We start from the raw sequence: 24,350 nt of genomic DNA, 5'->3' as shown, positions 1-24,350 counted from the left end.
AGGACTGTGAGGACGCGGCTTGGCTCGAAGGCGCTCGCGTCACGGCCGTAGCAGGCGCTGCCACGCACCTCGCCAGCGAGCGTGAGGCTCTCTCGCCGCCGCTGGATTGGCAGGATCGCGCAGCGATGCGAGGCTGGCCGCGTCCGACGCCGGCAGCCGGAGCCGGAAAGGCGTCAAAGTACGGACGAATCGGCAGATTCCGCCGGCTCGCTATAAGCTTAGATCAGATGCCCTGCCAGGAACCCATGAGCGATCTCTACTCGATGCCCGGCCACTTGTTCCGCCGTATTCACCAGATTTCGTCGGCGATCTTCGCCGAGGAATGTGCCGCGTCCGGTCTGACCTCGGTTCAGTACGCCGCGCTGACCGCGATACGCGAGAACCCCGAGGTGGATGCCACGCGGTTGTCGTCCCTGATCGCGTTCGACCGCTCGACGCTCGGTGACGTGCTGGAGCGCCTGGAGGCGAAGGGCTGGATCCTTCGCAGCCCGAGCCCGAGCGACAAACGGGTCAAGCTGCTGCGCCTTTCGCCGGCCGGCCTGCAGGTGCTCAGCGACGTGGAACCCGCGGTCCGTCGCGTCCAGCAACGGCTTCTCGAGCCGCTCGATCCCAGCGAGAGAGCCAAGATGGTGCGGTTGCTCGCGCAGCTCGTCAATCTGCACAATCACGTTTCGACCGGTACGCTGGACGCAGCGAAATAGCGCTCATCGCCGCGGAACCGAGTGTGGTTCTGCTCGCGCACGGTCCAGACACCCGAGAACCCGAAGCCCGTGCGCAGCCATAGCATGGCCTCGAAGCCCTGGATCGCGCGCCGCGCGGTGTGGAACGATCGGAACCCGCCCACTCGTGGCATCGGCCGCTTGATCCGGAAGGGGTCGCTCGCGATCCCTTGCTGCAGGGGCTTGGTGACGTGGTGCGTGGGCATGCGCGGCAGCAGACCCTCCTCGTGGCTCTCGGCGATCGCCGGCGGATAGGGACCGGCGCCATCCGTGCCGATCCGGTCCGGAGCTAGGAGCGGCTGATCCTGTAGCAGTGCGGTTTGCGGAACCGGCGCAGCTGGCGCCCAATGGCAGCCGCGTAGGCCAGAACCCAGCGGTTGATGGTGGAGTGGTCCACCGTGAGGCCTCTCTCCAGGAGCATCTCCTCGATGTCGCGGTAGCTGAGGGCGTAGCGCAGGGACCAGGAGACGGCCTGCACGATCAGCGCCGCCTCGAAGTGCCGGCCCCTGAGGTCGCCACGCGCCTGCGCTTCAGCTTGAGGGCGAGGACGGTGAGGATCATGGGCCGGCTCCGGGTCGGAGGCGGCAAGCTGGGCCGGTATGGCTAACGACCCGAGAACGCCGGCGCGTTCGCGTTTGCGACAGCCCCAATCGAGCGGCATCTGTGGGAAACGATCACGCGCAAGGTGGAGCGGCGCTTTCGGCGAACTGCACAGGTGCGGTAGTCAGGCCTAGGTACCGCTCTTCAGTGTGCCTCCGGGCCGACCGGCGCACCTCATCAGCGCCGCGTGGCCAGATACTCTGGTTCCATACGCCGCTCTTATGCGAATGGGGCCGGCCTCACGCGGGCGGGCGCATTTCCGGCGACGACGGGCGCTCACATCCAGCGTGCCCTGAACTGGGTGAATGAGCTGGTGCTGTGCAACATGCAAACCGCGCCGGCCTAGTCCAAACGGCAGGATTGCCTCGCCGCCTGAGGCGTGTACTTCTAGTGCCACTTGTCTACGAGCTGCCTTCGCCCGCCCGGTTTACTGTGGCGGGCTTTTCTTGTTTTCAGCCCCTGATAGCCGTTCCAACCGCTCTCCTCGCTGGAGTCACATTCTTCTTCGCAATCTGCAATAATATCGTCCCATCGTCTGTCTTATAAGCACTTAGATTATAGATTTATTCTATAGAACCTGACCTCGCCTTAAAAAAGCGATTATTATCTGCTCATCCGCGTTATCGGGAGCATTATGGCGCGCCGTGCTCAAGCTTGTCGATCGCTTGTTGAGGACGCGGCAGAGGTGACCGTCGGCCGGCGCAGCGGAACCAGACGAGCAACCGGACGTCGACTCGTGGGCCTTGTGCCCCAACGATTGATGGCAACCGGTCATGAAGGACCCCAACCTCGCCGAGGTGCTGCGGCAGGTCGAAGAGACGATCACGGAGTGGAACCGTCAGGCGGCTGAACTCCGCCGGTCGACGGAGGAGTTGCTCCGCGTCGAGGTGACCGCCGAGCGCAAGTCCGCCCGCGCGATCCGATGCGCCTGGACGCCCGCCCCGGGCCGCAGGAGAGTCGCAGGCGGCGTTTGAGGGGGCCGGCGGTGCCGGGGGCGGGGACTCGACAGGCACGATCGGCCGCTGGTGGCCTCCTGCGCGATCCATCGGAACTGATTGGTCGGCCGGCGAGTTACCGGCGGTCGGCGCGGGTGTCTCCCCCGCACGTCCCCGCGCCGCCAGCGAGACTCCTCGCAAAGGGACGGGGGCCGGTCAGCCGGAGGGGGCCACCGGTCCTCGTCTGACACCTGCCCGTGGGCATCACCACGGACAGCCGATTGCGCCAGGAGCTCCGGTTCCTTCTCGCCGGGCTCGCCCATGTCGGAGCCTTCGGTGAAGCCAAACAGGGGCTCGCTGTCGAGCTCTTCGTCGCGGCCGCTGTTCTCTGCCGCGGTTCTCTCATCCTGAGCCAGGACCACGCTGTCGGGCGGCAGGATGAGGAATGCAGCAGCGGGTAGGAAAGGCAGAGAGTCACCGACAGCCGCCTCTCACCGTCTAGCTGGTCGAGTTCCGAACCCAGACCGATTTTCGCCTTCGGCCAAGCTCGCCGCGTTCTTTGCCGCGGCGAGCCGCTCACAAGCCCGCACGCGCCGTCGGTGAAAGGTGCGCTCTTGCCAACCCTTCTCACGGCACCACTCCGCAATCGAGGCCTCCGCGTCCCCGCCGGCCGCCCGGATGCGCGCGTAAGTCGTCAGCGCCAGGAACTCGTCCTTGTCGGTCAGCACCGTGTGGGCAAACGCCAGAATGTCGAAGCTCGCGCTCGGCCGATCTGGAGCGGCCGAGAGCAGCGCGTCGCCCAGCCCCGTGACGATCGAGGTCTCTCGCAGAAGACGCGTCGGGATCACACAGCAGGTGAGGCACCAACTCTAACTTGCTCGGGATGTTCGGTAATTAGAGTGGTGCCCAGGGGCGGAATCGAACCACCGACACTGCGATTTTCAGTCGGTCTGATGTCATTGATTTTTCAGCACTCTGTTACCGGGCAAGGGCTTCAAATGAGGGCAGGGAAGCCGCCGCGCTCGAGCACCACGGCGAGGCCGGGCCACGCCTTGGCTCGACCGGGGCCGAGCACAGCACGCGCGATCTCGGCCTCATCTGGGTAAAGGCAGGAGGGCTCGTGCCCGGCGGGATCCGAAGAGCGGCGTGGCATCCGCTATTTCTCCCCCTTCTCACGCCCAACACTCGCCAGCGCGAGCCCGAGAACCGCCTCCGCGGTTTGACGGCAGCCGCAGGCGCCTACGCCGCCACCGCCCGCCCTGCAGTCCCGAGCCGGCTGGGAGCATCCCGCGTTCTCGGCGATGATGCGGCGGCCGGCCTCGACGTGATCGGCGGTCTTCTCCCCCGCTCCTGACGCGGGCGAGGATCGGGAGAGAGCTTGAGCGGCAATCCAGCGGTGTCCCGACGTGTCGAATGGACAGCCTGTAAGGCTCTCGGGTGTGTAGGCTGCATCGCGGATGATGCGCAGAGCCTCGCGCAGCCGGGCGTTCTCGGTCACCAGCCTATACTCGTGTTACTCAGCCTCTTTGCGCCACCGCTTCACGTCCTCACGCGTGACTGCGTTTGCAGCCCCCGGCGCATCCTCGCCCCCGGCCGCAGCCAGTTTCAGGGCGTAGCACTCGGCCTCCAACTCTTCGACGCGGGCATTCAGAGAGGTAACAGGGCCGGATAGGCGCTCGGCGAGCACGATAACCAGCTCTGGCGTGATCCTCATTTTGATGACCGGGGGCGCATCCTCGCGGATCCAGGCGTAGATGGCCTCGCGCAGATCAGCGCTCATCGCCTCTCCTCCGTGCTCGGGGCGGCGAGGGCGGCGCACTCGTAAGCGCGTGTCGCCTTTCGGGCGTGCTCTACGCGCAGTTTTGGTCGATGCTCACGGCTGCTTCTCCGTACTCGGGGCGTCTCGCCTTGGCGGCGTCGCCCGGTATCCGGTGATGCGTTCGGCCCACTGCACAGCAGCGGCGAGGGTGATGCCTGGTCCGCGCTCATCGGCGGTGTCCTTCTGCGGATGGGGAGCGGGCGGGCGGGATCAGCGCACATGAGGCACCCGCGACCATTCCGAGCGTTTTTTCACTGGGGCGCCGAAGGTCTGATGCCCATGTACGTCGCGCACATCGTAATCGGCCTTCTTCTTCTGTTCGTGTCCGCAGTCATCGCGTGGCGAGGCGAGGTGGTGCACCGTCGGGATCCTGCGACTCATCCGATCGACGTGATGGCAGTCGTGTGCGCGGCCGCTCTGATTGCGGCGCTTCTGGTTCTTCAAGCAGAGATGCACTGACACCATTCTCGTCACTCCGCGCTGTTGCTGGCCGGCCCGGTGCGCCCTGAGGGCGGGTGAGGTGGGAGAGGGCATTGGTTTGCCCCTCTGGCAGATGCGCCCGCATGGCGTGAACCAGGCGGGCGCTGTCTCTACCGGCGCCGCATCGGCGCCCGATCAGCCCTGCAGCAGCTTCTCGCCGTTCACGCCCAACACCTGGGCGATGGTGAGCAGCGCCTGCTTCTCCTCGTCGCCAATGCCGCCGTTGTCGGCCACGTCCGCAGCGATCAGGAAGATGCGCTCCTTGTCCGCTGCCGGACGGCTGGACACAGGCGATCCTCCTGCATCGCGTTGTCGAGCGCCTCAGCTTCACAGCCATGGCCCGGCTCAACATGGGCGATGAGCGCACCGTGAGCGTCCTCTTCCTCAGCGCCTGCGATGCCGTCGCCGCCTTCTACCGCTTCTTGCCCGAGCCGGCTGACGTTGAAGCGCTGAACCAGCGCCTCGAATCCCAGCCGCCGACCGCCTGAGGGAATCTCCATGGCAACGATGGACGAGGACGAGGTCACGAGACTGCTGGGTTGCGAGAAGGTGGGTCTCGTTCACCCACGAGGCCAAGAAGCGCGGGCGCCCGTGCGGCTGCGTCCACCAGCGGTTCGTGATCGACGCCCAGCACGGGACTGTCAGCTGCAAGGACTGCGGCGAGTCCGTCTCTGCCTTCCATGCACTCAAGACCGTCGCGACCCAGGAGGGACTGTACCGGCGCCAGATGGCCGCGATGAAGCGCGAGGAGGCCGAGATCAAGGAGCACCGGTTCCTGAAGGCCGTCCGCATGCTGGATCGGATCTGGCGTGGCGGCCGAGCGCTACCCTGCTGTCCGCACTGCAAGCGCGGGATCTATGCCCACGAGCTGACCGGCGCCAGCGTCGGCATTGCACTCGAGGAGCAGCGCCGGAAGGCGTCACCGCGATCGCCCTGACCCACGGGGCAATATCAGGGCAGAACAGCGTTAGCCTGCCCGCTTCATCCCAGGACAATACCCGGAGAACACCATGAACAAGCCAGACCTGCTCAAGGCCATCGCTGCGAAGGCAGGGGTCAGCGAAGCGATCGGATCGAAGGTCCTCGCGGCCTTCGGCGACATCGCGACCCAGAGCCTGAAGAGCGGCGACGATGTCCCGCTGCCCGGCCTCGGCAAGCTGGTGACTGTCCGCCAAGAGGCCCGCAAGGGCCATAACCCGCGCACCGGCCAGCCCCTGCAGATCCCGGCCCGCCTGGTCCCGAAGCTCCGGGCGTCAACCACGCTGCACGACGCGCTGAACTGAGAAGGTTGGCGGCGGGATCGAAGCTTCCCAGGGCACGGTCCCGCCGCCGTCCACCCGCCATCCCAGCAGCGGGCGGCGCCATCGGTCCAACTCTTCCCAGGAGACCAGACCAATGACGGATCGAACCGATACATCAGGTCGGTGGCCGGGCGCGAGCCTTCAGGTGCTCGACTATAATGGGCACATCATCCACGAGCGCGGCGAGACGCTGTCGCTCACGGACATGCGGCGTGCCGCCGGCGCCGACCCGTCCCGGCAGCCGGCCGAGTGGCTGAGGTCCGCCGATGCCAAGCGGTTCCTTTCCTTCCTTGCGGACGTTCTCAACCTGGGAAATACCCAGTATGGGATCGTCCGGGTGGTGAGGGGCGGGAAGTCGCCCGGTACATGGGCGTATTGGCAGGTCGCCATGGCCTATGCGAAGTACCTGGATCCCGCCTTCCACGCGTGGTGCAACGAGGTCGTTCGCCAGCACATGGAGGCGATGCACAACCCGGCGATCGAGGCGCCGACGGAGCGCCGGCCGGGCCTCTCACCGCAGAGTGCTCGTGATGTCGGCGCCATCGTGAAGCGAGGCCTGCACGCGAACGTGCCGGAGATCCTCGACGCCAATGCGCTCGGATGCCGCTCTGGTTAAGCGGGTCATAGACCATGCGCCTGCTCACTCGTTCCGCGATCGCCATTCGTTCCAGCGTGCGCCGCATCAAGCTTGACGATCAGAGCAGGCGACGGCGGCTTTAGCTTGTCTTACTTCGCAAAGAGGTCCTTGATGCGCGAAGCCACTTTGCTCGCGGATCAGCCGGACCGAGCAAGGCCGCGTTCGGGTGCACTTCCCGATCTCGCTTCGACCGGCGATAGCGTTAACGCATCGCCGCCCGAGAACACGCGAAGGCATAAGGTGCGCCTTATGCCGCGCCCATGAATATCCTCGTTTGCCGAATTCGGCTCCGTACTTAATGTATTTTTGGTCGAATTCGACCACGAATGCATAAAGTATAATGTGGCATAATGCCCGCGGGAGAAACGTCAAATGAGCAGGCACCGTAGTGCGATGCACGTCTCCATCAATGTTTCACTGGAGGCGTCGGCAGTCATCCAAGAATACAATCGTATTACCACATCCGATCATCGCTGCTGAATGAACCGCGCCGGAGGCCGTTTCGTTCCAGTCAAGCAACCGTGGCTGGTTGTTCCAGCGTGACGCAGCAGCGTGCCTCGGCTTCGCCGGCGGGATGGTGCGGATGTGCCCCAGTCGCCGGCGATCGTTGAACCCGTCGACCCATTTCAGTGAGCCGAACTCGCCCGCGCTGAAGGAGCGCCACGCTCGCGCGCTGGTGGATGAACTCGGCCCTCTAGAGGAACGCCTCATGTCATCTTCAGTGTCATCCATAGAGAGCACAACTGCCGATTCCGGCGAGACCTCAGCAGCATTCAAGCAACGCTTCATGCGGCGGCTGATCGCCGTCCTCATCGGCGGGATGTTCCTCGACGGCTACATCCTCGGGATCATCGGTCCGGTAACCCAGAAGATGACCGACGATTTGGGCCTGTCGACGCTCTGGGTAGGTCTGATCGCCGCGGCCCCGTTGTTCGGCATCTTCATCGGCTCGCCGCTCGGGGGCTGGGCCACCGACAAATTCGGCCGCAAGCCGCTGTTCCTGGTGGACATAGCCTTGTTCGTGATCGCCTCGTTCATGCAGTCATTCGCTGGGTTGGTTCAGTTCTTCGTCGACTCGGCCTGGCAGCTGTTCTTCGTGCGGCTGCTGATGGGCGTCGCTATCGGCGGCGAGTACTCCATCGGCGGGCCACTGATGTCCGAGTTCGCTCCCGCCCGGCTGCGCGGACGGCTCTTGGGCATGACGCTGATCGCCTGGTACGCCGGGTTTATGTTCGCGTTCATCGTGGGTCACGTGCTGGTGGCGACAACCGACCTGAGCTGGCGGCTCATCCTGGGATCGAGCACCGTGATCGCAGTGGCCTTGTTCATCGCCCGGCTCGGCCTGCCCGAATCCCCCCGCTGGCTGTGGAACCAGGGCCGCCGGGACGAAGCCCGCACCATTGCCCACCGGTACATGGAAAGCGCTTCCGACATGACCGACGTCGAACATGAGGACATCCGCAAGGGCAGCTTCGGGATGCTGTTCTCCCGGCAGTACTGGCGAGCGACGCTCTTCACATCCGGGTTCTGGTTCTGCGCCGTCACCCCGTATTTCGCCATCGCCACCTTCGCCGACAGCGTGCTGCAGCAATACGGCCTCAGTGGTGGGCTGGCCGGTGGGGTCGGGCTCTCCGCGCTCGCTCTGCTCGCGGTGGTGATCACCGTGCTCTTGATCGACAAGGCCGGCCGGCGTGTCCTGACCGTGCCGCCGCAATGGCTGTGCGCCGCGTTACTGGCGGTCATCGGCCTGTGGGCGGGCGCACCGCCGACCGTCGTACTGATCCTGTTCCTCGCCTTCTCGTTCTTCAACGCCATGTACACCACGCTGACCCAGATCTTCCCGGCTGAGGTTTTCCCGACTGAAATCCGCGGCATCGGCACCGGATTCAGCGCCGCTGTCAGCCGGATCGGCGCTGGCCTCGGCACTTTCCTGCTGCCGTGGTCCATGACGAACCTCGGCACTTCAACGACCATGCTGATCGCCGCCGGCGTCGCTGCGGTCGGTGCCGGATTGTCGCAGTGGCTGGCTCCCGAGACGAAGGGGAAGAGCCTCAGCGAGACGGCCGCTGGGTATTCGCACTAAGTACAACCTCGAAAGTCGTATGGCATGCGCTCCGATGATGGAGCGCACAGCTTCTGGCTTGCGGTTGTAGCAGTCGAAGAAATCCTGGGTGGCTTGGAGCAGCGCGTCGACGCTCTCGAACAGCTCGCAGTGCGTGACCTCACACCGGAAGTGACGCCAGAGCATCTCAATCGGGTTCAGCCAGGGACTGTAGGTCGGGAGATCCAGCAGAACGAGGCGCCCAGCCGCGCCGCGCAGGACGGCTTCGATCTCCTCATCCTCGTGCGTGCTGGCGTTGTCCCAGGCCACGTACACCGTCTCGCTGCGGTGGCGCGCCAGCAGCGCCTCGAGCAACTCAGTTACTTCACGCCGTCGCTTGTGCGGCCGGGTGAGGACCAGGCACAATCAAAGAGCTAGAGCGGCATCCGTTCCACCATGAACGGATCCTGCTCTAGAGCGTCGCTCGATAAACGAGAATCGGACGGGATTCCTATTTGGGTGCTTTCATGATTCCCTTTGATGTGGAGGTGGATCATGGGCAAAGCGCTGAAGTGGACCCGATCAGCGGGACCAATGGGTTGGGTTTCTTAGTTGGAAGCTCGCCCGTCTCCGATCCTTTGTCCCGTCACGCCACCAGGCCTGTCTGTTGCTGCTGCAGCTGCGGGCCTGTGGGCAGCGCGTGAGCGTTATCCAAGCTTCGCCCCTGGTGAAGCGTCATGTCCACAGCCTTGCCGTCGAGGGTGCCGGTCGGCCGCGAAGGCGAAGAAGGATCAGCGTTGCACGATCACGCACGGTGCCAGCGCCGCAGCAGCGATAGGAGCTTGCGGCATATGGCCTGGTTTCAATGCAGAGCTTGCGGTTCAGCTAAAGAGGGGAATGCGGGATGACGATAGTTCGCTAGTTAGCTGGTCTTGCGCACACAAATCTGCATGATGTTGCCATGTTCCCCTCGTGAGCATGTTGCTGTATGTCACTCAAGCGCCGTTATCTTCCCTCCCTTGGTTCGTTCGCCGCTTTCGAAGTCGCAGCGAAGCATCTCAGCTTTACCCTCGCTGGGAACGAGCTCAACGTCACTCAAGCCGCCATCAGCCAGCAGATTCGCGGACTCGAAAAATCACTTGGCGCTACCTTGTTCGTCCGCAAGCACAACAGCTTAGAATTGACGTCCAATGGGCAACAGCTCTTGTCTGCTGTCAGTGACGGGCTGGACATAATCTGCCACGCGATCAACGGCCTCAATGCGTCGTCCGGTCCTCCCGTCATCACCTGTTCGGGCACCCTTGCAGCGATCGCCTGTTGGCTGAAACCCTTCGTGGACAGGTTCCGTTCCGAACGGTCGGACGTCAGGTTCGTTCTTTTGGCCTCTGACGAGGATGATACATTGAGAAACTTCGACGAGGTCGATCTTTCTTTTATTTTTGGAAACGAACGCTGTGAGGTTGGAGAGTGTCTCTATTATCTCTTTCCGGAAGTCGTCCAGCCGGTATGCAGCCCAGCCTATCTAGAACGCCATGGGCCGTTTCCGGACGCCCAAAGTCTCGGACGCGCGGATTTGTTGGAGCTGCACCGGAAGCATTGGACCGCTGAAGCCATTGGCTGGCATCCGATCACCTGGGCTAGCTGGTTTCACGCGAACGGTCTCGATATGCCGCACTTTTCTCCCATCATGACCAGCAACAATTACCCGCTTCTTCTGAACGCCGCGGTCAAAGGAGAGGGAGTCGTTCTGGGGTGGCGTCACCTCGTTAGATCGCTGGTGGACGAAGGCGCGCTCTGCGTATTGTTCGACGCCCCTCTCCGGGTTGACCGGGGATACTATTTGAAGGTGAACCGGGCATCTTTGGACAAGCCGCATGTGCAGGAGTTCATAGATTTCGTTCTCATGAATCTTGCAGACTCGGAACAACACCGGTCGCACGGGGCGGCGACCGGGCAGACTCTGTGACCCGGCTTTGCCGCACTTAGTCTTCGAACCACGCGGTCACGGGGCGCAGGCTCAGGCGCTGGACCCAACTTATCCCCGGCCGGAATTCAGGGGAGCACGTCACCATCCGCCGGCGATTGCCTATGATACCGTGGACTGGACGCCGCCCGAGGGCGCACGGCTGACGGATGTAATCTATGAAGAATACGGATTGCAGTCGATCTGGATTCCCGGCTCTCAGCTCGAGTTTGGCTCTTTCAGGCTGGTGACAAGCAGCGTCGGCCAGGCGATCAAAGAGGGCTTTTGGGATTGTCGCCCTGTCTCGGGCGTCCCGAGAGGTTGAGAAAGCCTGCGCGGTCCAGAGTTCCTTTCGCGCGGCGGCGAGCGCGTCGGAGAAGGTGACCTCGGCTTTGGGATACCAGGCGGCGCGTCGGGGTCGCACGAGGCCGCGCAGAGCCAGGCTGCTGGCCCAGAGGGTGACCAGCGAGAACAGAGCCAGTAGGCACGGCGTGCTCCTCACGCTGCCTCCGGTGTCCGACGCCCGGACGCTCGCCATTCTCCTCCATAAGGATGAAGGGGCTTCTAAGCGGCGAGCCTCTGCCTGAAACGGGTGTAAGCCTCGGTCAGCAGCCTGAGATGCCGCGCACCAACCCCATCCTGACTAGGAGCCCGTCCGAGTAACGGGTTGATGCGTTGGGATTGAGGTTGAGATCTGGGCGGATGGATTCCGCGCCACAGGCTTAGCGCGCGGCCTGCGCCAGCTTCAGGAGGTTATGGGCGGTGCAGATCATCGCCCACTCGCCTCGGACCTGCTCAAGACCGCGCAGCAGGAACTGCCGAAAACCTCTGGCCTGCTTCATCTGCCCGAAGACCGGCTCGACCACCTGCTTTCTCAGGCGGTAGCGGCTCCGGCGCCCAGCCCGCTTCAGCCGCTGAGCCATCGCGCTCATCAGCGGCATCTTCGTCAGCTTGCGCCGTCCAGCCGCATGGGCCTCGCCGTGACGCGCTCGGCCGGGCGGCAGGTAGCCCCGGATCCGACGCGCCTGGAGCGCCGTCAGGTTCGCCTCGGTGGCAAAACCGGCATCGCCCGAGACCTCGCGCGGCTTGCGTCCGAGATGAGCAGAGACGTCGTCGATCAGCGGCACCAGGGCACGATAGTCGGCTGCGTTGGTCACGAGCCGCTGCGCCACGATCACCTGATGCGCCGCATCGACCGCGATCTGGCCATTGTAGCCCTGCACGAACCCGTCGCGGGTGGGCAGGATCCGGCTGTCCGGCTCGGTGAAGTTGCGCTGTGCCCGGTCGGGTGGGCCGCCGTCCTCGCCGCGCAGGGGCCGCCCCTGCCAACGCATGCCCGACGAGGCGCCCGGCCCGCTCTCGTCCTCAGGGGCGGGCGGATCGGCGGCCTCGGCTTCCAGGGCGGCCTTGGCGGCGCGGATCGCAGCAAGCCGCCGCTGCTTGTCGGCCATCCAGTCCGGCGTCTCGTCGCCGCGCCGATCCATTCCGTGCGCGCGGTCCTCAGCGGCATCCATCTCGGCAGCTTGGGCAAGCCACGCCTCGACCTCGGCCGCCAAGGCCGCTTCGGTCGTCTTCATCCGGCCGTAGCTCATCGCTTTGTGGCGCGAGGCATTGGCCTTCAGCTTGGTCCCGTCCACCGCCACATGAGCAAAGCCCACCAGCCCGGCCGCCTGGCACAGCCGCAGCACCTGCACGAACAGGTCCGACAGCGCCGCGAGATGACGCTTGCGGAACTCGGCGATGGTGCGGAAGTCGGGCCGGTTCAGGCCGGTCACCGCCATAACGTCGACCCGCTCCTCGCAGGCGCGGGCGAGTTGGCGCGAGGAGTACAGGCCGCGGCTGTAGCCGTAGAGCAGGAGCGCCACCATCATGCCGGGATGGTAGGGTGGATAGCCGCGCTCCTCGGTATAGGTGTCGAGGATGGCTGACAGATCGAGCGCCTCGCGCACCGTGTCGCGCACGAAATGCGCCATATGCCCGGGCGGCACGAACTCATGCAACGAGGGCGGCAGCAGCCAGCCTTGATCGACATCCCAGGAGCGAAACACCTTGGCCATGGGCCGAGTGAATCACCTCCGCGCCCCGCCGTCGAGACGCTTACTCGGACAGGCTCCTAGCTGTCGCCTCCATGAGTGCGAGCACGCTCCGGTACAGGTCATCCACGGCTGCATCGATGCCAGGATTGCGGACGACAAGGTCCAGCACGTCCAGGAGTGCGGCACGAACCTCGGCAGCTTCGGCCGCGACCGCCTGGCCCTCTGCGATGCGCTTGACGGCATTTTCGATCGCGCTCAGGCGCGCGCTGAGCATCTCGGCTGGCGTCATTCCATACGCCGCCTGGTCGATGCGCCAACGATGAGGGTGGCGAGAGCCGCAGCGCCGGCTCCATCCTGGAGCGCCTTCTCCGGCTCATCAGGCATCACCAGCAGCCACACGAGGGCGGTGGCGACGATGGCGATGCCGAGGGCGGCGGTGATCCCGCGACTGATCACTTCGAAGGGTCCTCAGCGGTGTAGCGGTCGGCACAATCGGAAAGCACGGCTTTCAATCCTCGTCGATGTCAGCCGGCGAGCCTGGCGGCAGCGGTCCGCTGTCTTCGACATCGTTGCCGAAGATGCCGGGAGGTCCGTCAAAGCCCACCACCCCATCGGGATTGTCCGGGGTCACGTTCGGATCAACGGCCGGCGGGCGGTCCCGCCCGAGCCTTCGTTCAAGTCGCCGCTCGCGCTGGAGGTCGCGCTGGATAGGAACTTCGGTCGACCCCTGGGCCAGTGCATCAGCAACTTCACCAGCGCCGAATGTGCCGAGAAGGATGGCTGCAATCGTGGCTCTCATGGAGGCTCTCCGCTCGTGGCTCGGGTAGCAGCGCATTCAGTGCCGGGTTTCCGGCGGCATGACGAAGGAGCCGATCCCTTCCTGGGCGAGCGCGTTTCGAAAAGCCTCGTATGCTGCGTGCTCGGTCAAAAACGTTTCATCCCAGACGGTCGAGCCACCCTCGTGATCCACCACCTCCAGGGTCCAGGGATCGCCTGTGCCGAGGAAACGGAAGATCTTCACATCGACGGTGATGCCGGCCTGTGTGACGGGGCCAGAGAGCGGTGAGTACTCGATCGTACGGTCCTCGGTCATCGGGTTCCTCACTGGGCGGATGGGGCAGCAGCGCTCATTGTGGAGGGCGCCCCCTGGCGCGCTCGAAAGCCTGGATCTCAGCTATCGCGGCACGATGCACCCGCAGGACCTCCTCTCGCACCTTCCATACCGGGTAAACGCATGGCATCAGCACGCCCGACTAGGCGGGCTGGAGCCCTGCTAATCGGAAGCCCTGCGGAAGCAGATCTCGTCGTGAGGCGGATCGTTCATGATCGTGCAGCCATACCGCCGAGCGAATTCGTAGAATCGCCCGCGGGCGCCATCGTCCGGCTCACCTGGCGGGAAGAGGCTGGCGTACACGTCGTGGTGAATGCATGCTTCCTGGCCGGGCTGTAGGCCGATGAGCAGCCGCTCGAGTTCGTCCTGGGTCATGCGAAGCCTTTCGCCCGTCTGGCTACCCACCGGCGGAGCAATGTTCTGCCTTACACCTCAGGAGGAGCGCAATGCTCCAACCTGCGGCCCGAAATCGTCCACGAACCGCCGGCCGTTCGCGAGCGTCTCGACCCATTCGTCAGGCCTAAAGCCAGAGGGCACGGCGGGCTGGCCGGGCGACAGGCCGGCGAGCCCGCAGCCCCATTCGAGGACGGTGGGGGAGGGGACGTCGAGGGTGGGTGAGTCGGACATGGCGGGACGCTACTTGCGAGCGTGGCCGCGCGCGAGTGCGAACCGAACTTGCAGCCTGATGCTGGGCGGTAGCCGTCGCGTGAGTGGCTGATTCCACCGCCGTCCACGACCGCTTGTTGACCACTCATTGGACAGGAGAGGACCGCAAACAAGCTAAACCGTTGAAAAGGTTGGCGCGCCGGAGCAGATGAGGATGAGAACTGGTTGGCAACCGTCAGGCTCATAACCTGAAGGTCGTAGGTTAAAATCCTATCCCCGCAACCATCATAACAGTTTGGCATAGCAAGTAATTTCAGATGACGCCCTCCGGGGCGACTTTGGTCTTTTGATCAGAAGTAATCACCGAATAAGCACGGCCGCGGTTTTCGGCTGCGTTCGGTTCCGGCCCGCTCTGGCAAGCAGCGAATGCCCGGTCACCCGAGGCCGGAAAAGCGGGATTCATGCGAAGAACTGAATACCATCGAATTTGCGCTAGGTGCGGGCGCTTGATCCGCCCATCGGCATTTCCGTTGGGCCAAACTCGACAAAACTGAAGGGGAGCACAACGAGTCCGCCCTCGAGTGGGCAGCGTATTGTCCGCACCGGCCTGTCGATTTCGGCTTCATCCGACCACTACAGCTTGTAGCCGATTTTTCGTAATAGATCTTTCCGCCACGCAATATCAGCGTCGGTTTCGACACCCAACGGCGAGGCGCCATCCACGACGCCGAGCACGCCGCGGCCCAGCTCCGTTTGCGCGACAATTACCTGCGTCGGGTTGGCCGTCGCGCAATAGATGCGACAGACCTCCGGTACCGCGCGCACCGCAGCCAGCACGTTGAGGGGAAAGAAACCGTCGCCCAGGAAGATCAGGAAAGTGTGGCCGGCGCCGATGGCCAACGCATTGTCGCGTGCGAGAGCGAGGGCGGCTTCGTCATTACCCGACCAGCGCACCAACCGTTTACCGGAGGCCTCGCAGAAGGCCAGCCCGAAGCGGATGCCCGGAACCGCGCTCACCAGCACCTCGTGGAGGTCTTCCACTGTTTTGATGAAATGCGACTGGCCGAAGATGAAGTTGGCGGCATCCGGCTTGACGATAGGCACCACGGTGAGTTCCATGGCTGCGCTCTTGGGCGGTGGCAACGCAATGCATGGTAGGCCGCCGGAAGGTGATTGCAAGCCGCCACAGGCGGCAGCGGCGGTCGAGGCCAGCGCGACAGACACGTCCAGTCTGACCTTTCAAAGCCGGGCGTTGTCACATCTAACAAGTAGAGGCTGTTTTGGGCCCGTCCGCGGCCCTCGGACGGTTCGCTAAGGCGTTGAAATTGCATCAGGCGCGCAATGATGCGACCCCACTGGCGGCAAGTAAAAACCATTCCCGTGACAACGCCCTTTAACCTGCTCTTCGCGACCGTGGCCGCTCGCCAGTCCGTCGCGAAGGCGGCCTGATCAAAGTTGCCTGACATCCGGTTCGGGAGCCAGGCGCGTCGCCGGCCTTGACCGTATCGGTCGGGGCGGGCGATCGGGTCTTGCGCCCGGGCGGGCGGCGGCGCATCCTCCTACAGGAGTGCAGACCATGTCCCAGAGCGAGATGGCGGCGCGTGTGGCGGCCGATGGCTTCATCGCCGCGCTCGACCAGAGCGGCGGGTCGACCCCGGGTGCGCTGCGGCTCTACGGCATCCCCGACGGCGCCTACACCGGCGAAGCCGAGATGTTCGCGCTGATGCACGCGATGCGGGTGCGCATCATGACCGCGCCCGCCTTCACGGGCGCCAAGGTGATGGGCGCCATCCTGTTCGAGGGCACGATGAACGGGTCCGCCGCGGGCAAGCCCGTCCCGGCCTATCTCTGGAGGGAGCGCGGCGTAGTGCCCTTCGTCAAGGTCGACAAGGGGCTGGCCGCCGAGGCAGACGGGGTCAGCCTCATGAAGCCGATGCCGGACCTCGACCCGCTCCTCGCGCGCGCCGTCAAGCTCGGCGTGTTCGGTACCAAGATGCGCTCGGTCATCAACGGGCCGTCACGCGACGGGATCGCCGCAGTCGTGAAGCAGCAGTTCGACGTGGCCGCCCGGATCGCCGCGCACGGGCTGATGCCGATCGTCGAGCCGGAGGTCTCGATCAAGAGCCCCGGCAAGCGGGATGCGGAGGCGATCCTCCTGACGGAACTGACGAAGGCGCTAGACGCGATGCCCGATGGGCGGGTGATGCTGAAGCTGACCTTGCCCGACGTGACGGACCTCTACGCGCCGCTGACCCGGCATCCGCGCGTGGCCCGGGTCGTTGCGTTGTCGGGCGGCTACTCGCGGGCGGAGGCTTGCGAGCGGCTTGCCGTCAATCACGGCGTGATCGCGAGCTTCTCGCGCGCGCTGACCGAGGGCTTGACGGTCACCATGAGCGATGCGGAATTCGACGCGGCGCTCGCCGGGGCGATCGAGCAGATCTACGTGGCCTCGGTCGCAAAGCAGTAGTTGTAAATCGATCATTGCACTATGAGGCAGTAGTCATGTGATCAGCCCCCACTGAAGTGGTTAATCGTCGAGTTTGATACCGCTGGCGAAGTTGGTGTCACCTACGACGGCAAATACGTGGTGGGCGTGTTCAGCGGCTTCCAGCGGCTGTCCAGCGGTATCGCCTTCATCGATGCCGAGACCGACGAGCTGGTCGGCATCTGGCCGAGCAACGGCGGCCACCACGACTGCGTCATCGTCCCGACCTCGCTCGAGCACATGAAGCACACGCGCTCGTGCACGGTGTAGCCGCTGCGAGCGGGCACTGGCTGCGCGGCGCGGTCAGTGGCGCTTGAAATACTGCACCGCGCATACGAAACTTGAAAGCAGATTGGGCATGAAGCCGCAAGGCTCAGAATTTGGCGGCGCGGGTGCTCAATGGCCAACCGACGGTCATTCCCACGGCGTGCCGCGCGACGCTCAGCCGGCGCAGTCTTACGAACCGACGATTATCCAGAGGTGCTTCCGCATGAAGTCGGCCCGCACCTCCAGGACCGGGTAGGTGGACGACAGCAGCACGCTCGACCAGTCGCCGCGGATCACGCCGGACTTCGGATGCACCCCGAACAGGGTGATGGTGTCCCAGCCGAGCCGGTCAGCCTTAGGCCCGAAGTCGTCCACGAAGCGCCGGCAGTTCGCGAGCGTCTCGACCCATTCGTCGGGCCGGAAGCCAGGACAGGGGACCTAGCCGGGCGACAGGCTGGCGAGCCCGCGGCTCCATTCGAGGAGGGTGGGGGGAGGGGACGTCGAGGGTGGGTGAGTCGGACATGGCGGGACGCTACCCGCGGGCGAGGCCGCGCGCGAGAGCCGCCAAGCCTCACTCTCCCCCGATCCTCACAGTAATCCCGACCGCCTCGGCCTCTCGGATACGGTCTGCCGTCCCGGGTGTGCCCAGGACGGCAAACACGGGGTCAGCTCGGCTTCGGCGATCATGCGGGCCTCGAGTGCTGGTACTTCTTGGCCCGCCCGATCCAACCGCGGCGGGCTTCTCTTGCTTTTATCCAGGCCTCTAGCGGCAAACCCGACGTGGGCCGTAGGGGGTGCGGACAAACCAGCAACGATACATCCCGCCCCGAGGTCTCCATTGCCGGCGGCAGCCACCGTACGGACCTCGATGCCACCCAGGCCCGCATCCGCCTGCCACGGGAGTGACTTTTGTCGAAGACCCAATCAGATCAGTTGATGACACCGGAAGGGCTTCAGCCCTGAAAGGTGCCGACACAATCACGATGAACAGGGCGATCGCAAAGAACAATGCATTCATCGGTCATGCCTCTTTCAAGTGGATATCCACCATTGAATCTTGTCAGAGTTGCGCACAGAGCGCAACCGGCGACGCACAAGAGAAAGTGAGCGCCTCTAAGACTTGTTTGCCCATTTGCGCCAAATGCCGTTCGATTTTCAGGTTGACCATTACCCTTTCTGGGTGTCTCGCCCAAATGCCTCGAGAGGTGGAGAACGCTCGAACGCGTGCACCTCACAAATCTAGTCGGCCGGCAGCGATGTCAGCTAAGCCTCAGTCTCCTCCGATCATCCACACTGAGATCCTGGGCGGCCCTTGGCGAGCACGAACCGGCCTAGCTCGCTGATCACGGCGCGCCGCTCGGGGTCGAATGCCCCGCCGTCCCAATCGACCAGACCGCGGGCAGCCAGATTGCGGACCGTGGCGAGGCGAGCGACACGACAAAGAGCGGGCGGCTCGCCGTGAGCCGTATAGACCGTTTTGCTGCCGCCCTCTCGGACGAGGCACTGGCCCTCGCTGAGGCCTTCAGCACGCGCCGCTGAGCCGGCGAGATGCTGTGTCAGGTGCTTCGGGCTTGGCTGACGCCCCTCTCCACATCCCACAGATTGCGTTCCACGTCGGCGACGATGTCGGGCCGTCCCTTCTCAAAAAGCATCTGCTTCACCCGCTCGGTCATAGCGCGGGTCTCGCGTTCGAGCTGATGCAGCAGGCGTTCCTCGGCCGCGAAATCTGGTACGCCCATCACTCTCCAATCCTCGTACCAGGATCTTGACCTGCCCGGTATTTGGGACCGAGCGGCTGCCGATGGCGGCGAAGTTCTCGCTCGCATCGTCATTGCGGATTTCCGCACTTAGTCCCGCAGCTTTGTGCGGGAATCCGGAACGGGGTCGGGCCGGGTCTCCTCCGGCATCGGAAATTTTCTCCCTTTCACAACATCTTAACAAATTATTTGCCGGCCCAACGCCCTGGCACGCGGGTTGCCATCACGCCAGCCAACCGTGGCCTTTTCCGTCGGCAGAGGCTGCACACCGAAAGGTTAAGAGCAAGAGCCGGAATCGGTCGGGCCCTGTGCCCGGCGCGTCGATCGGCCCCGTCCGCAATCAGCCGGGAGAACGCCTCATGGCCGTGATTGTCCCATCGCCCCAGACTGCCGCGCGCACGCCGCCAGCGCCCAAGCCCATCGATTAGATCCTCCGCTTTCAGGTTCTCGTCGCAGTTGCGATGCGCTCAATCTCGGTGTGGGTGTGGCCCGCGCAGAGTTCGGCGGAGGCGAGACGATGCGCGGCTTCGGCCTCGACGTGTCCGGCGACCTTGGCCTATCGGGGGCAGCCGGAGCTCTTCCCCGACGGCGACCTGCTTCAGATGTGGGCGTGCACCAAACCAATAAGAAGGAAAAATGGGGGGAGCCATGTGTAATCGCCGCTTCACCGTGCGCAAGGCCCGTAAAGGCTGGGGCGTCTATTGCGCACACACGGGCGAGCCGGCCCGCGTCAACGGGCGGGAGCAAACAGGACTGTCGCGCAAGGCCGCCACTGAGCTTGCCTCGTCGCTGAAGATACTCGCCTACATCCAGGCCGAGCTCGATGAGCGACGGGCGGGCAATCCTCACACGCTTCACTGAGGCGACAGGCGAACGAGCGACAGGAGCACCAGCCCGCGGCTCCATTCGAGGACAGTGGGGGAGGGTGCATCGAGGATGGGTGAGTCGAACATGGCGGGACGCTACCCGCGGGCGAGGCCGTGCGCGAGAGCCGCCAAGCCTCGCTCTCCAACTCACGCTTGATTCGGCTGGCTTGCGCGGGCGCGCAGGAACTTGTTTGCCGCGCCAGAATTCCAACTGTGTTACCGTCATGAGAGGATGCCGTCTCATAGCCAGCACCACGGGCACTGGTAATCCCGAGTATAATCTCGTCAGCGTGCTTTATCATGCACTGCAAGGGGCGGAGCTTTATCAAAAGTACGCCAGCGACGCGGGAAGCGATCAGGACTCGCTAACTTCTTCCGCCAGGTTCATCAGCAGGAGCAGCAGCGGGCTGAACGCGCCAAGCAGCTCCTCGCCTCACGGCTACAGCGCAGCTAGATCTTAAGGATCCGGTCTCAGACGGCGGGACTACTGCATTCCGACCCGCTGGTCTCACCAGCGGGTTGTTTGTTCTGAACCCCGCCCGTTTGATGAGCCGTCCATCGATGCCCAATCTATGTCCCAACTAAGCTCAGTGGCTCCTTCCGTTGGGATGGCCTCGCCCACTCGGCAGGTGGCACAAAACGGCCGAGAGCCGGCGACCTCTGTGGCGGAGGAGGGCGCGGCAGGAACAGGGGCGGTCATCGAACCGCCTGACGGCCAGCGGTCCGTCAGCTATTATGCCGTCGGGTCCCGGTCATTCTCGTGACGGAAGGGGCGTGCTCATGGTGAAATGCCGAATTGCCCTCGTGGTGGCGCTCCTGCTCTCCGGCGTACCCGGCTTGGCCGCACAGACCCCCTGGACCGATCCGCCGACCCACACCACAGCCCCGTCCGGGACGGATGTGCCTGCCCGGCCGGAGGTCGAGCAACCGCAAGCACCGGCATCCCCGAAGGCGGTCCGGCGGCAGGCGAAGCGCCCGCCCGCCCGCGGCCGCACCATCGCCACCGTCCGGCGGCCTGCGCGGGTGGTCGCGCAGCGTCCGTCGCCGCCCGTTCTCCGCTCGCGTCAGGCGGAACGCGTCTCCAGACCGGTGCCGCACCAGCAGGTCGCTGTGGTCCGAAGAACTCATCCCGTCGTGACCTCCAGACCGGTGCTGCACCAGCAGACTGTCCAGGTCCGAAGAACCCATCCTGTTGTGGCCTCCAGACCGATGCCGCCCCGGCAGACCGTTCTGGCCCGGAGGCCCTATCCCGTCGTGTCCAGACCAGTACCGCCCCGGTGGGCCGTCCTGGCCCGAAGAACCCATCCGGTCATGGGAATCGACGATGTCGACCCATGGGCGATCCGCGCGCATCCTTGGGCCGGCGACCTCGACTACTCTGGCCCCTATGGAGTCAGGCGCGGGCTGTGCCCCTGGAGACCCGCCCGAAATCCCGGCGACGAGGACGAGTAGTGCGGTTTCCTGCCGGATCGTACTTCTCGATATGCCGGCAGCACCGGCCAACGATGGAGAACGTTAAGCCTCCAGGCGGGCTTACGGCGGCAGACGATGAAGGCGAGGGCCGACCCGGGGAGTGGTCGCGGAAGCAGGTACGGGCAAGGCAATCACTGCGTCCCCTCGGTCGCCGGAAGCCGGCGGCGATGCGCGTAGGATGTTGGCAGATCTTCGAGATCGGCGCGATGGGAGTGGAAAGCGCCTGTCCGGCTGATTGGCCTGGATGGTCCGCATTGACGGCGCGCGGCGGAGCGCGAAACTGCTCAAAGGGCGGCATGGAGGGAGCCATGGCGCAGTTCGATTACATCCTGAATTGGAGCCTCAAGGCCGGATCACACCGGTTCCCAGGACCGGACGGCGGCACCTGCATCAATGAAGCCGCGATCGTCGCGGCCGGGTTTCCCTACCAGCCGGTGTGGCGGGTCGGCAGCATGCCGCGCTGCTTCTCGCGACCCATCTGCCGCTTGGCAATGCTGCTCAACGACCAAGCGGATGACGTGCAACGCCAGCGGCTGCTGCCGTTTGTCACCCGGCTGGCCTGTGCAGACACGCCCGAGGTGGAGCGCTTGCGCCAAAAGTACATTGACGCCCACGCATTCGAGGCAGCGCTGAGCTTCGAGGACGGGCTGACGGTGCTCGAAGGGGCCCTGGCCATCGGCCGTCAGGCCAGCCTCCTGGGTGAGGACGAGGTGAGCGAACGGCTGACCCGGGCCAAGCGTGCGCCCGAACAAATGACGCCGGATCGGACCATGATGGGCAAGATCAAGGAATGGCTCGGGATCGAAGCTGAAGTCGCCTGACCGAGCGCAGAGATGCCGTGCCAGTGGCCACACCTGTGCCCAATCCTGATCCTCGGCCCAACCTTATTGTGAGCGAGCGTGCCGCGGGTTAGGACGGCCGCGCCAGCAGGATTGCGGTTCGGACAGCGACCCGCCGCGCAACGGTGACGTCCTTGCGCCGCATCGCCTCTGCCGCTTGGCGAAAATCCGCTACGGCCGCCGCAATGTCGAGGGTCAAGCCCTCGGCGATCCGGCGGGGGCCAGGACAGGGGTCGGCGAGGTAGGCCATTACCGCAGCATCGAGCTGCTCGTCTGTGAGGCGCTTGGTGGTGCGGAGGTCTGCGACAGTTGGCATGGGCGATCACCTACGGCTCCTAGCTAGTGCCGAGCTGTCGCTGGGCAGACACTGCTTTGGTCTCGCGCGTCCCATCGATGCCAGACGCGGCAGGTTGGGACGCAGAGAGACGAGATGCAGGCTCACGGCGTGTGCTCCCGCTCTTCGCCAATCGTACCAACCCGGCGACGGCGCAGGCCGACAGGGACGTCGTTGCGGAAGTCGCGATCGTCGCACACCTCGACAAGGCGGCTGCTCGGCGCGTTGCCCTCCCGCTCCGGCCAGCGGGCGCGCCACGGCCCGGCATCGAGCTCAAGCCGGAGCTTTGGGTTCGCGCTCTCCGCCGCGACCAACATCGCAGCGCCGAGGTTGAGCGCCTTGAGGAGGGTTTCGGCCCGCATCCGCTCTGGCCAGACTATGGACCGCGACGGCAGGCAGGGTTTGCGGCCGAGGAACAGCGGGCGCTCGGGCCACTCCAGGGTGTGGGCGATGGCGTCGAGATCGGGTTTTTCGTCTTCCGGGTCGAGGCGGAGCGCGACAAGGGCGAGCGTGTCGGCATGGTAGTCGCGGAAGCGGCGATGAGGGCTTTTGTACGCCTCCGCTCCCCCGCCTCTCCCCTCGGGGCGGCCGCGCGTCGTCCAGCCGACATCCCCTTTTTCAAGCTTGGCGTTCTGGTTGTCTGTGATCGTAGAACCGCGGCGCAGCACGGCCGCCCCCACCACGAGCCGCTCCTGGAGAGCCTCCAGGCGCTGCCAGTCAGCGCGATCGTAGCCCAAGGCGTTGGCGACGAGACCGCCGACGAGGGTTGCGGCCGGAAACTCATCCACTGGGCCATAGGCATCGACCAGGACGCCGCCCCAGGCCTGAAGCGGTGCCTCGAGCAGGAGGAGCAGGTGCTCGCGCATCACACCTGCCCGGCGGTGATCGCGGTGTTCACGCGGCGTGCGATCTCGGGCAGGGCGATCGTTTCCACCCCATCGAGGCGTCCCTCGCGCCGGGCGGCCAGGAGCCGGGTCTCGTGAGGGCCGTACATCTCGTCCATGTCATCCAGGAACGCCGCGATGGAGCGGCTGGAGACAGAGAGGAGCGAGTTCGCGCCCTTCAGCGGCACCGCGGTACGGAAGGCGTTGGCCAGCGTCCGCGGCTGGCGCTGCCCCATCTCCACCAGCACGAACTCCGCGTGGGCGTAGGGCGCGGTGGAGCCGCGCTTGGCGCCCGGCGAGACCTTGGCGATCAGGTGGATCAGGTTCTCCACCACCCGCCCGGCGAGCCCGCGGTCTGTTCCCGCGGCGAGCCACGCCGTCCGGTCGACCCCCTCTAGGTTCATGACGAGCTGCGGCACGTCCACGACCACGTGGCCGTAGTAGAGGCCGGAAGTGAGCTCGGTATTGAAGACGCCGGCGGCCCCCGCATCCTCGTCCTCGTCGAGCTGCTTGAGGTCGTCGACGACGGTGAAATAATCCTGCTCCAGCTCCTCGTCGTGGACGGTGAAGGCGTGCGCCACATGGATTGCCGCATCCTTGTTCGCGGCAGGGTCGGACGTGACCATGCGGCCGAAGAGGGCCACCTCCAGGCCGAAGGGCACCCGCCCCTGATCACGCAGCGCCGTCAGGTTGGCCTTGCCGTCGCCCTTCGCAAAGAATTCCTTGGCGGCTGCGTCCGCGGCTTTGGCATCGGAGGCGGACCCCGCAACCCGCTCCGCGGCGTCCGCCAGATAGCGCACCTCCGGCCAGCCGAGGACCAAGGCCTGACGCTTCTTCGGGTCGACAGCGTTTTTGCCGTAGAGCGCCTTGGCGAACTCGTCCGCGACGGCCTTGACCACCTCAGGCGCAATGCCCTTCGCCGCGAGACGCTCGCCGATCTCGCGGTCGACGATCTCCTTCGAGCGCACGGCATTGGGCACGCCGAGGGTCGAGAGCGCATGCTCGTCGTCCGCGATGCGCCAGTGGCGCTTGAGACACTGCGACGAGTGGTTGGTCAGTTGCCGTTGCGGCGGTTGGGGGCGGGACCAGATGAGGGAGAAGCCCTTGCCGTCCTCGTCGTGGATGAGGAAGGCGCCTACAGCCCGATCTGGTCGCGGCCTACGGGCAAGTGCGACTGACCGAGGCTCCCGCCGCGCA

Annotated in this window: 31 protein-coding genes and 1 pseudogene; 13 read left to right on the top strand and 19 right to left on the bottom strand. The window is 64.9% G+C overall.

Features of this window, described 5'->3' with window-relative positions; genetic code table 11:
- Positions 1-245 precede the first annotated feature (245 nt).
- Positions 246-701, top strand: coding sequence for a MarR family winged helix-turn-helix transcriptional regulator (locus MNOD_RS15285; RefSeq protein WP_015929821.1), 456 nt, complete (start codon positions 246-248; stop codon positions 699-701).
- Here the strand turns inward: MNOD_RS15285 and MNOD_RS15280 are convergent.
- Positions 665-1,280 (bottom strand): annotated as a pseudogene (locus tag MNOD_RS15280) (IS6 family transposase). The gene MNOD_RS15285 and the pseudogene MNOD_RS15280 sit on opposite strands and share 37 nt — an antisense overlap.
- A gap of 812 nt (positions 1,281-2,092) precedes the next feature.
- On the opposite strand from MNOD_RS15280, the gene MNOD_RS15275 reads away from it, so the two are divergent.
- Positions 2,093-2,293 carry a hypothetical protein gene (locus MNOD_RS15275; protein ID WP_012631400.1) on the top strand — a complete coding sequence of 67 codons (201 nt, stop codon included), beginning with the start codon at positions 2,093-2,095 and terminating at the stop codon, positions 2,291-2,293.
- A gap of 452 nt (positions 2,294-2,745) precedes the next feature.
- Here MNOD_RS15275 and MNOD_RS15265 read toward each other — a convergent pair whose 3' ends face one another.
- The gene (locus MNOD_RS15265; RefSeq protein WP_015929820.1) at positions 2,746-3,102 is read right to left on the bottom strand and encodes a hypothetical protein; all 357 of its coding nucleotides are present in this window, start codon (positions 3,100-3,102) and stop codon (positions 2,746-2,748) included.
- A gap of 665 nt (positions 3,103-3,767) precedes the next feature.
- Positions 3,768-4,034: a hypothetical protein gene (locus tag MNOD_RS15260; RefSeq protein ID WP_015929818.1), complete on the bottom strand. Its 267-nt coding sequence runs from the start codon at positions 4,032-4,034 to the stop codon at positions 3,768-3,770.
- Positions 4,035-4,346: 312 nt separating this feature from the next.
- Here MNOD_RS15260 and MNOD_RS15255 point away from each other — a divergent pair, with 312 nt between their 5' ends.
- Positions 4,347-4,532, top strand: a complete 186-nt coding sequence (locus MNOD_RS15255; RefSeq protein WP_043748779.1) for a hypothetical protein — start codon at positions 4,347-4,349, stop codon at positions 4,530-4,532.
- A gap of 156 nt (positions 4,533-4,688) precedes the next feature.
- Here the strand turns inward: MNOD_RS15255 and MNOD_RS46615 are convergent, their stop codons facing one another.
- Positions 4,689-4,841, bottom strand: coding sequence for a hypothetical protein (locus MNOD_RS46615; protein WP_015929816.1), 153 nt, complete (start codon positions 4,839-4,841; stop codon positions 4,689-4,691).
- A gap of 47 nt (positions 4,842-4,888) precedes the next feature.
- On the opposite strand from MNOD_RS46615, the gene MNOD_RS46610 reads away from it, so the two are divergent.
- The 5 genes from MNOD_RS46610 (at position 4,889) to MNOD_RS15235 (ending at position 8,574) form a co-directional block, all read left to right on the top strand.
- Entirely contained in the window at positions 4,889-5,041 is a 153-nt protein-coding gene (locus MNOD_RS46610; RefSeq protein WP_015929815.1) for a hypothetical protein, read from the top strand.
- Positions 5,042-5,169: 128 nt separating this feature from the next.
- Entirely contained in the window at positions 5,170-5,490 is a 321-nt protein-coding gene (locus MNOD_RS15250; RefSeq protein WP_015929814.1) for a hypothetical protein, read from the top strand.
- Between the two features lie 73 nt (positions 5,491-5,563).
- On the top strand, positions 5,564-5,836 hold the full coding sequence (locus MNOD_RS15245) for an HU family DNA-binding protein (protein WP_015929813.1): 273 nt from the start codon (positions 5,564-5,566) through the stop codon (positions 5,834-5,836).
- A gap of 112 nt (positions 5,837-5,948) precedes the next feature.
- Positions 5,949-6,470: a KilA-N domain-containing protein gene (locus tag MNOD_RS15240; protein WP_015929812.1), complete on the top strand. Its 522-nt coding sequence runs from the start codon at positions 5,949-5,951 to the stop codon at positions 6,468-6,470.
- 550 nt (positions 6,471-7,020) lie between these two features.
- Positions 7,021-8,574 (top strand): MFS transporter, encoded by a 1,554-nt coding sequence (locus tag MNOD_RS15235; RefSeq protein ID WP_425277500.1) that lies wholly within the window; start codon positions 7,021-7,023, stop codon positions 8,572-8,574.
- Here the strand turns inward: MNOD_RS15235 and MNOD_RS50640 are convergent.
- Positions 8,455-8,907, bottom strand: coding sequence for a transposase (locus MNOD_RS50640; protein ID WP_198157608.1), 453 nt, complete (start codon positions 8,905-8,907; stop codon positions 8,455-8,457). The two genes, MNOD_RS15235 and MNOD_RS50640, sit on opposite strands and share 120 nt — an antisense overlap.
- Positions 8,908-9,520: 613 nt before the next feature.
- On the opposite strand from MNOD_RS50640, the gene MNOD_RS15225 reads away from it, so the two are divergent.
- Positions 9,521-10,498, top strand: coding sequence for a LysR substrate-binding domain-containing protein (locus tag MNOD_RS15225; RefSeq protein ID WP_015929809.1), 978 nt, complete (start codon positions 9,521-9,523; stop codon positions 10,496-10,498).
- Positions 10,499-11,217: 719 nt separating this feature from the next.
- On the opposite strand, the gene MNOD_RS15215 is transcribed toward MNOD_RS15225, so the two are convergent.
- The 8 genes from MNOD_RS15215 to MNOD_RS15185 all read right to left on the bottom strand — a co-directional run bounded on the left by MNOD_RS15215 (position 11,218) and on the right by MNOD_RS15185 (position 15,367).
- Positions 11,218-12,552, bottom strand: coding sequence for an IS1182-like element ISMno8 family transposase (locus MNOD_RS15215; RefSeq protein WP_012631188.1), 1,335 nt, complete (start codon positions 12,550-12,552; stop codon positions 11,218-11,220).
- A 40-nt stretch (positions 12,553-12,592) separates the two neighbouring features.
- A complete protein-coding gene (locus MNOD_RS15210; protein ID WP_015929807.1) occupies positions 12,593-12,820 on the bottom strand; it encodes a hypothetical protein in 228 nt (75 codons plus the stop codon).
- Entirely contained in the window at positions 12,817-12,987 is a 171-nt protein-coding gene (locus tag MNOD_RS48060; protein ID WP_015928909.1) for a hypothetical protein, read from the bottom strand. Before MNOD_RS48060 ends, MNOD_RS15210 begins: the two co-directional genes overlap by 4 nt.
- A gap of 52 nt (positions 12,988-13,039) precedes the next feature.
- Positions 13,040-13,330, bottom strand: a complete 291-nt coding sequence (locus tag MNOD_RS15205) for a hypothetical protein (protein WP_015928910.1) — start codon at positions 13,328-13,330, stop codon at positions 13,040-13,042.
- 36 nt (positions 13,331-13,366) lie between these two features.
- On the bottom strand, positions 13,367-13,624 hold the full coding sequence (locus tag MNOD_RS15200) for a hypothetical protein (RefSeq protein WP_015928911.1): 258 nt from the start codon (positions 13,622-13,624) through the stop codon (positions 13,367-13,369).
- Between the two features lie 180 nt (positions 13,625-13,804).
- Positions 13,805-14,017, bottom strand: a complete 213-nt coding sequence (locus MNOD_RS15195; RefSeq protein WP_015928912.1) for a hypothetical protein — start codon at positions 14,015-14,017, stop codon at positions 13,805-13,807.
- A 57-nt stretch (positions 14,018-14,074) separates the two neighbouring features.
- Positions 14,075-14,269: a hypothetical protein gene (locus MNOD_RS43315; RefSeq protein WP_015929806.1), complete on the bottom strand. Its 195-nt coding sequence runs from the start codon at positions 14,267-14,269 to the stop codon at positions 14,075-14,077.
- Between the two features lie 612 nt (positions 14,270-14,881).
- Positions 14,882-15,367 (bottom strand): adenosine-specific kinase, encoded by a 486-nt coding sequence (locus MNOD_RS15185; protein WP_015929805.1) that lies wholly within the window; start codon positions 15,365-15,367, stop codon positions 14,882-14,884.
- Positions 15,368-15,824: 457 nt separating this feature from the next.
- Here MNOD_RS15185 and MNOD_RS15180 point away from each other — a divergent pair, with 457 nt between their 5' ends.
- Together MNOD_RS15180 and MNOD_RS43310 are read left to right on the top strand one after the other, a co-directional pair.
- Complete coding sequence (locus MNOD_RS15180) at positions 15,825-16,715, top strand: fructose bisphosphate aldolase (protein WP_015929803.1); 891 nt, start codon at positions 15,825-15,827, stop codon at positions 16,713-16,715.
- A gap of 117 nt (positions 16,716-16,832) precedes the next feature.
- The gene (locus MNOD_RS43310) at positions 16,833-17,003 is read left to right on the top strand and encodes a hypothetical protein (RefSeq protein WP_015929802.1); all 171 of its coding nucleotides are present in this window, start codon (positions 16,833-16,835) and stop codon (positions 17,001-17,003) included.
- A gap of 186 nt (positions 17,004-17,189) precedes the next feature.
- On the opposite strand, the gene MNOD_RS15175 is transcribed toward MNOD_RS43310, so the two are convergent.
- From MNOD_RS15175 to MNOD_RS15170, 3 genes are all read right to left on the bottom strand, one after another.
- Complete coding sequence (locus MNOD_RS15175; protein ID WP_015929801.1) at positions 17,190-17,375, bottom strand: hypothetical protein; 186 nt, start codon at positions 17,373-17,375, stop codon at positions 17,190-17,192.
- Positions 17,376-17,763: 388 nt separating this feature from the next.
- Entirely contained in the window at positions 17,764-18,018 is a 255-nt protein-coding gene (locus tag MNOD_RS50635; RefSeq protein WP_083786431.1) for a GCG_CRPN prefix-to-repeats domain-containing protein, read from the bottom strand.
- Between the two features lie 538 nt (positions 18,019-18,556).
- Positions 18,557-18,739, bottom strand: a complete 183-nt coding sequence (locus tag MNOD_RS15170) for a hypothetical protein (protein ID WP_015929800.1) — start codon at positions 18,737-18,739, stop codon at positions 18,557-18,559.
- 666 nt (positions 18,740-19,405) lie between these two features.
- Here MNOD_RS15170 and MNOD_RS15165 point away from each other — a divergent pair.
- Both MNOD_RS15165 and MNOD_RS15160 read left to right on the top strand, forming a co-directional pair.
- Positions 19,406-19,618 (top strand): hypothetical protein, encoded by a 213-nt coding sequence (locus MNOD_RS15165; protein WP_043748774.1) that lies wholly within the window; start codon positions 19,406-19,408, stop codon positions 19,616-19,618.
- A 1,786-nt stretch (positions 19,619-21,404) separates the two neighbouring features.
- Positions 21,405-21,917 (top strand): hypothetical protein, encoded by a 513-nt coding sequence (locus tag MNOD_RS15160; RefSeq protein WP_015929798.1) that lies wholly within the window; start codon positions 21,405-21,407, stop codon positions 21,915-21,917.
- 88 nt (positions 21,918-22,005) lie between these two features.
- Here the strand turns inward: MNOD_RS15160 and MNOD_RS15155 are convergent, their stop codons facing one another.
- From MNOD_RS15155 to cas7e, 3 genes are all read right to left on the bottom strand, one after another.
- Positions 22,006-22,251 carry a hypothetical protein gene (locus tag MNOD_RS15155; protein ID WP_015929797.1) on the bottom strand — a complete coding sequence of 82 codons (246 nt, stop codon included), beginning with the start codon at positions 22,249-22,251 and terminating at the stop codon, positions 22,006-22,008.
- Between the two features lie 122 nt (positions 22,252-22,373).
- The gene (cas5e, locus tag MNOD_RS15150; RefSeq protein WP_015929796.1) at positions 22,374-23,135 is read right to left on the bottom strand and encodes a type I-E CRISPR-associated protein Cas5/CasD; all 762 of its coding nucleotides are present in this window, start codon (positions 23,133-23,135) and stop codon (positions 22,374-22,376) included.
- Positions 23,135-24,169, bottom strand: coding sequence for a type I-E CRISPR-associated protein Cas7/Cse4/CasC (gene cas7e / locus MNOD_RS15145; protein ID WP_244424793.1), 1,035 nt, complete (start codon positions 24,167-24,169; stop codon positions 23,135-23,137). The genes cas5e and cas7e overlap by 1 nt, the downstream gene beginning before the upstream one ends.
- Positions 24,170-24,350: the final 181 nt, after the last annotated feature.

This window comes from Methylobacterium nodulans ORS 2060, from assembly GCF_000022085.1.
GTDB lineage: Bacteria > Pseudomonadota > Alphaproteobacteria > Rhizobiales > Beijerinckiaceae > Methylobacterium > Methylobacterium nodulans.
The sequence above is the reverse complement of the archived record's forward strand: the minus strand, read 5'-3'. Positions and strand labels throughout refer to the sequence as shown.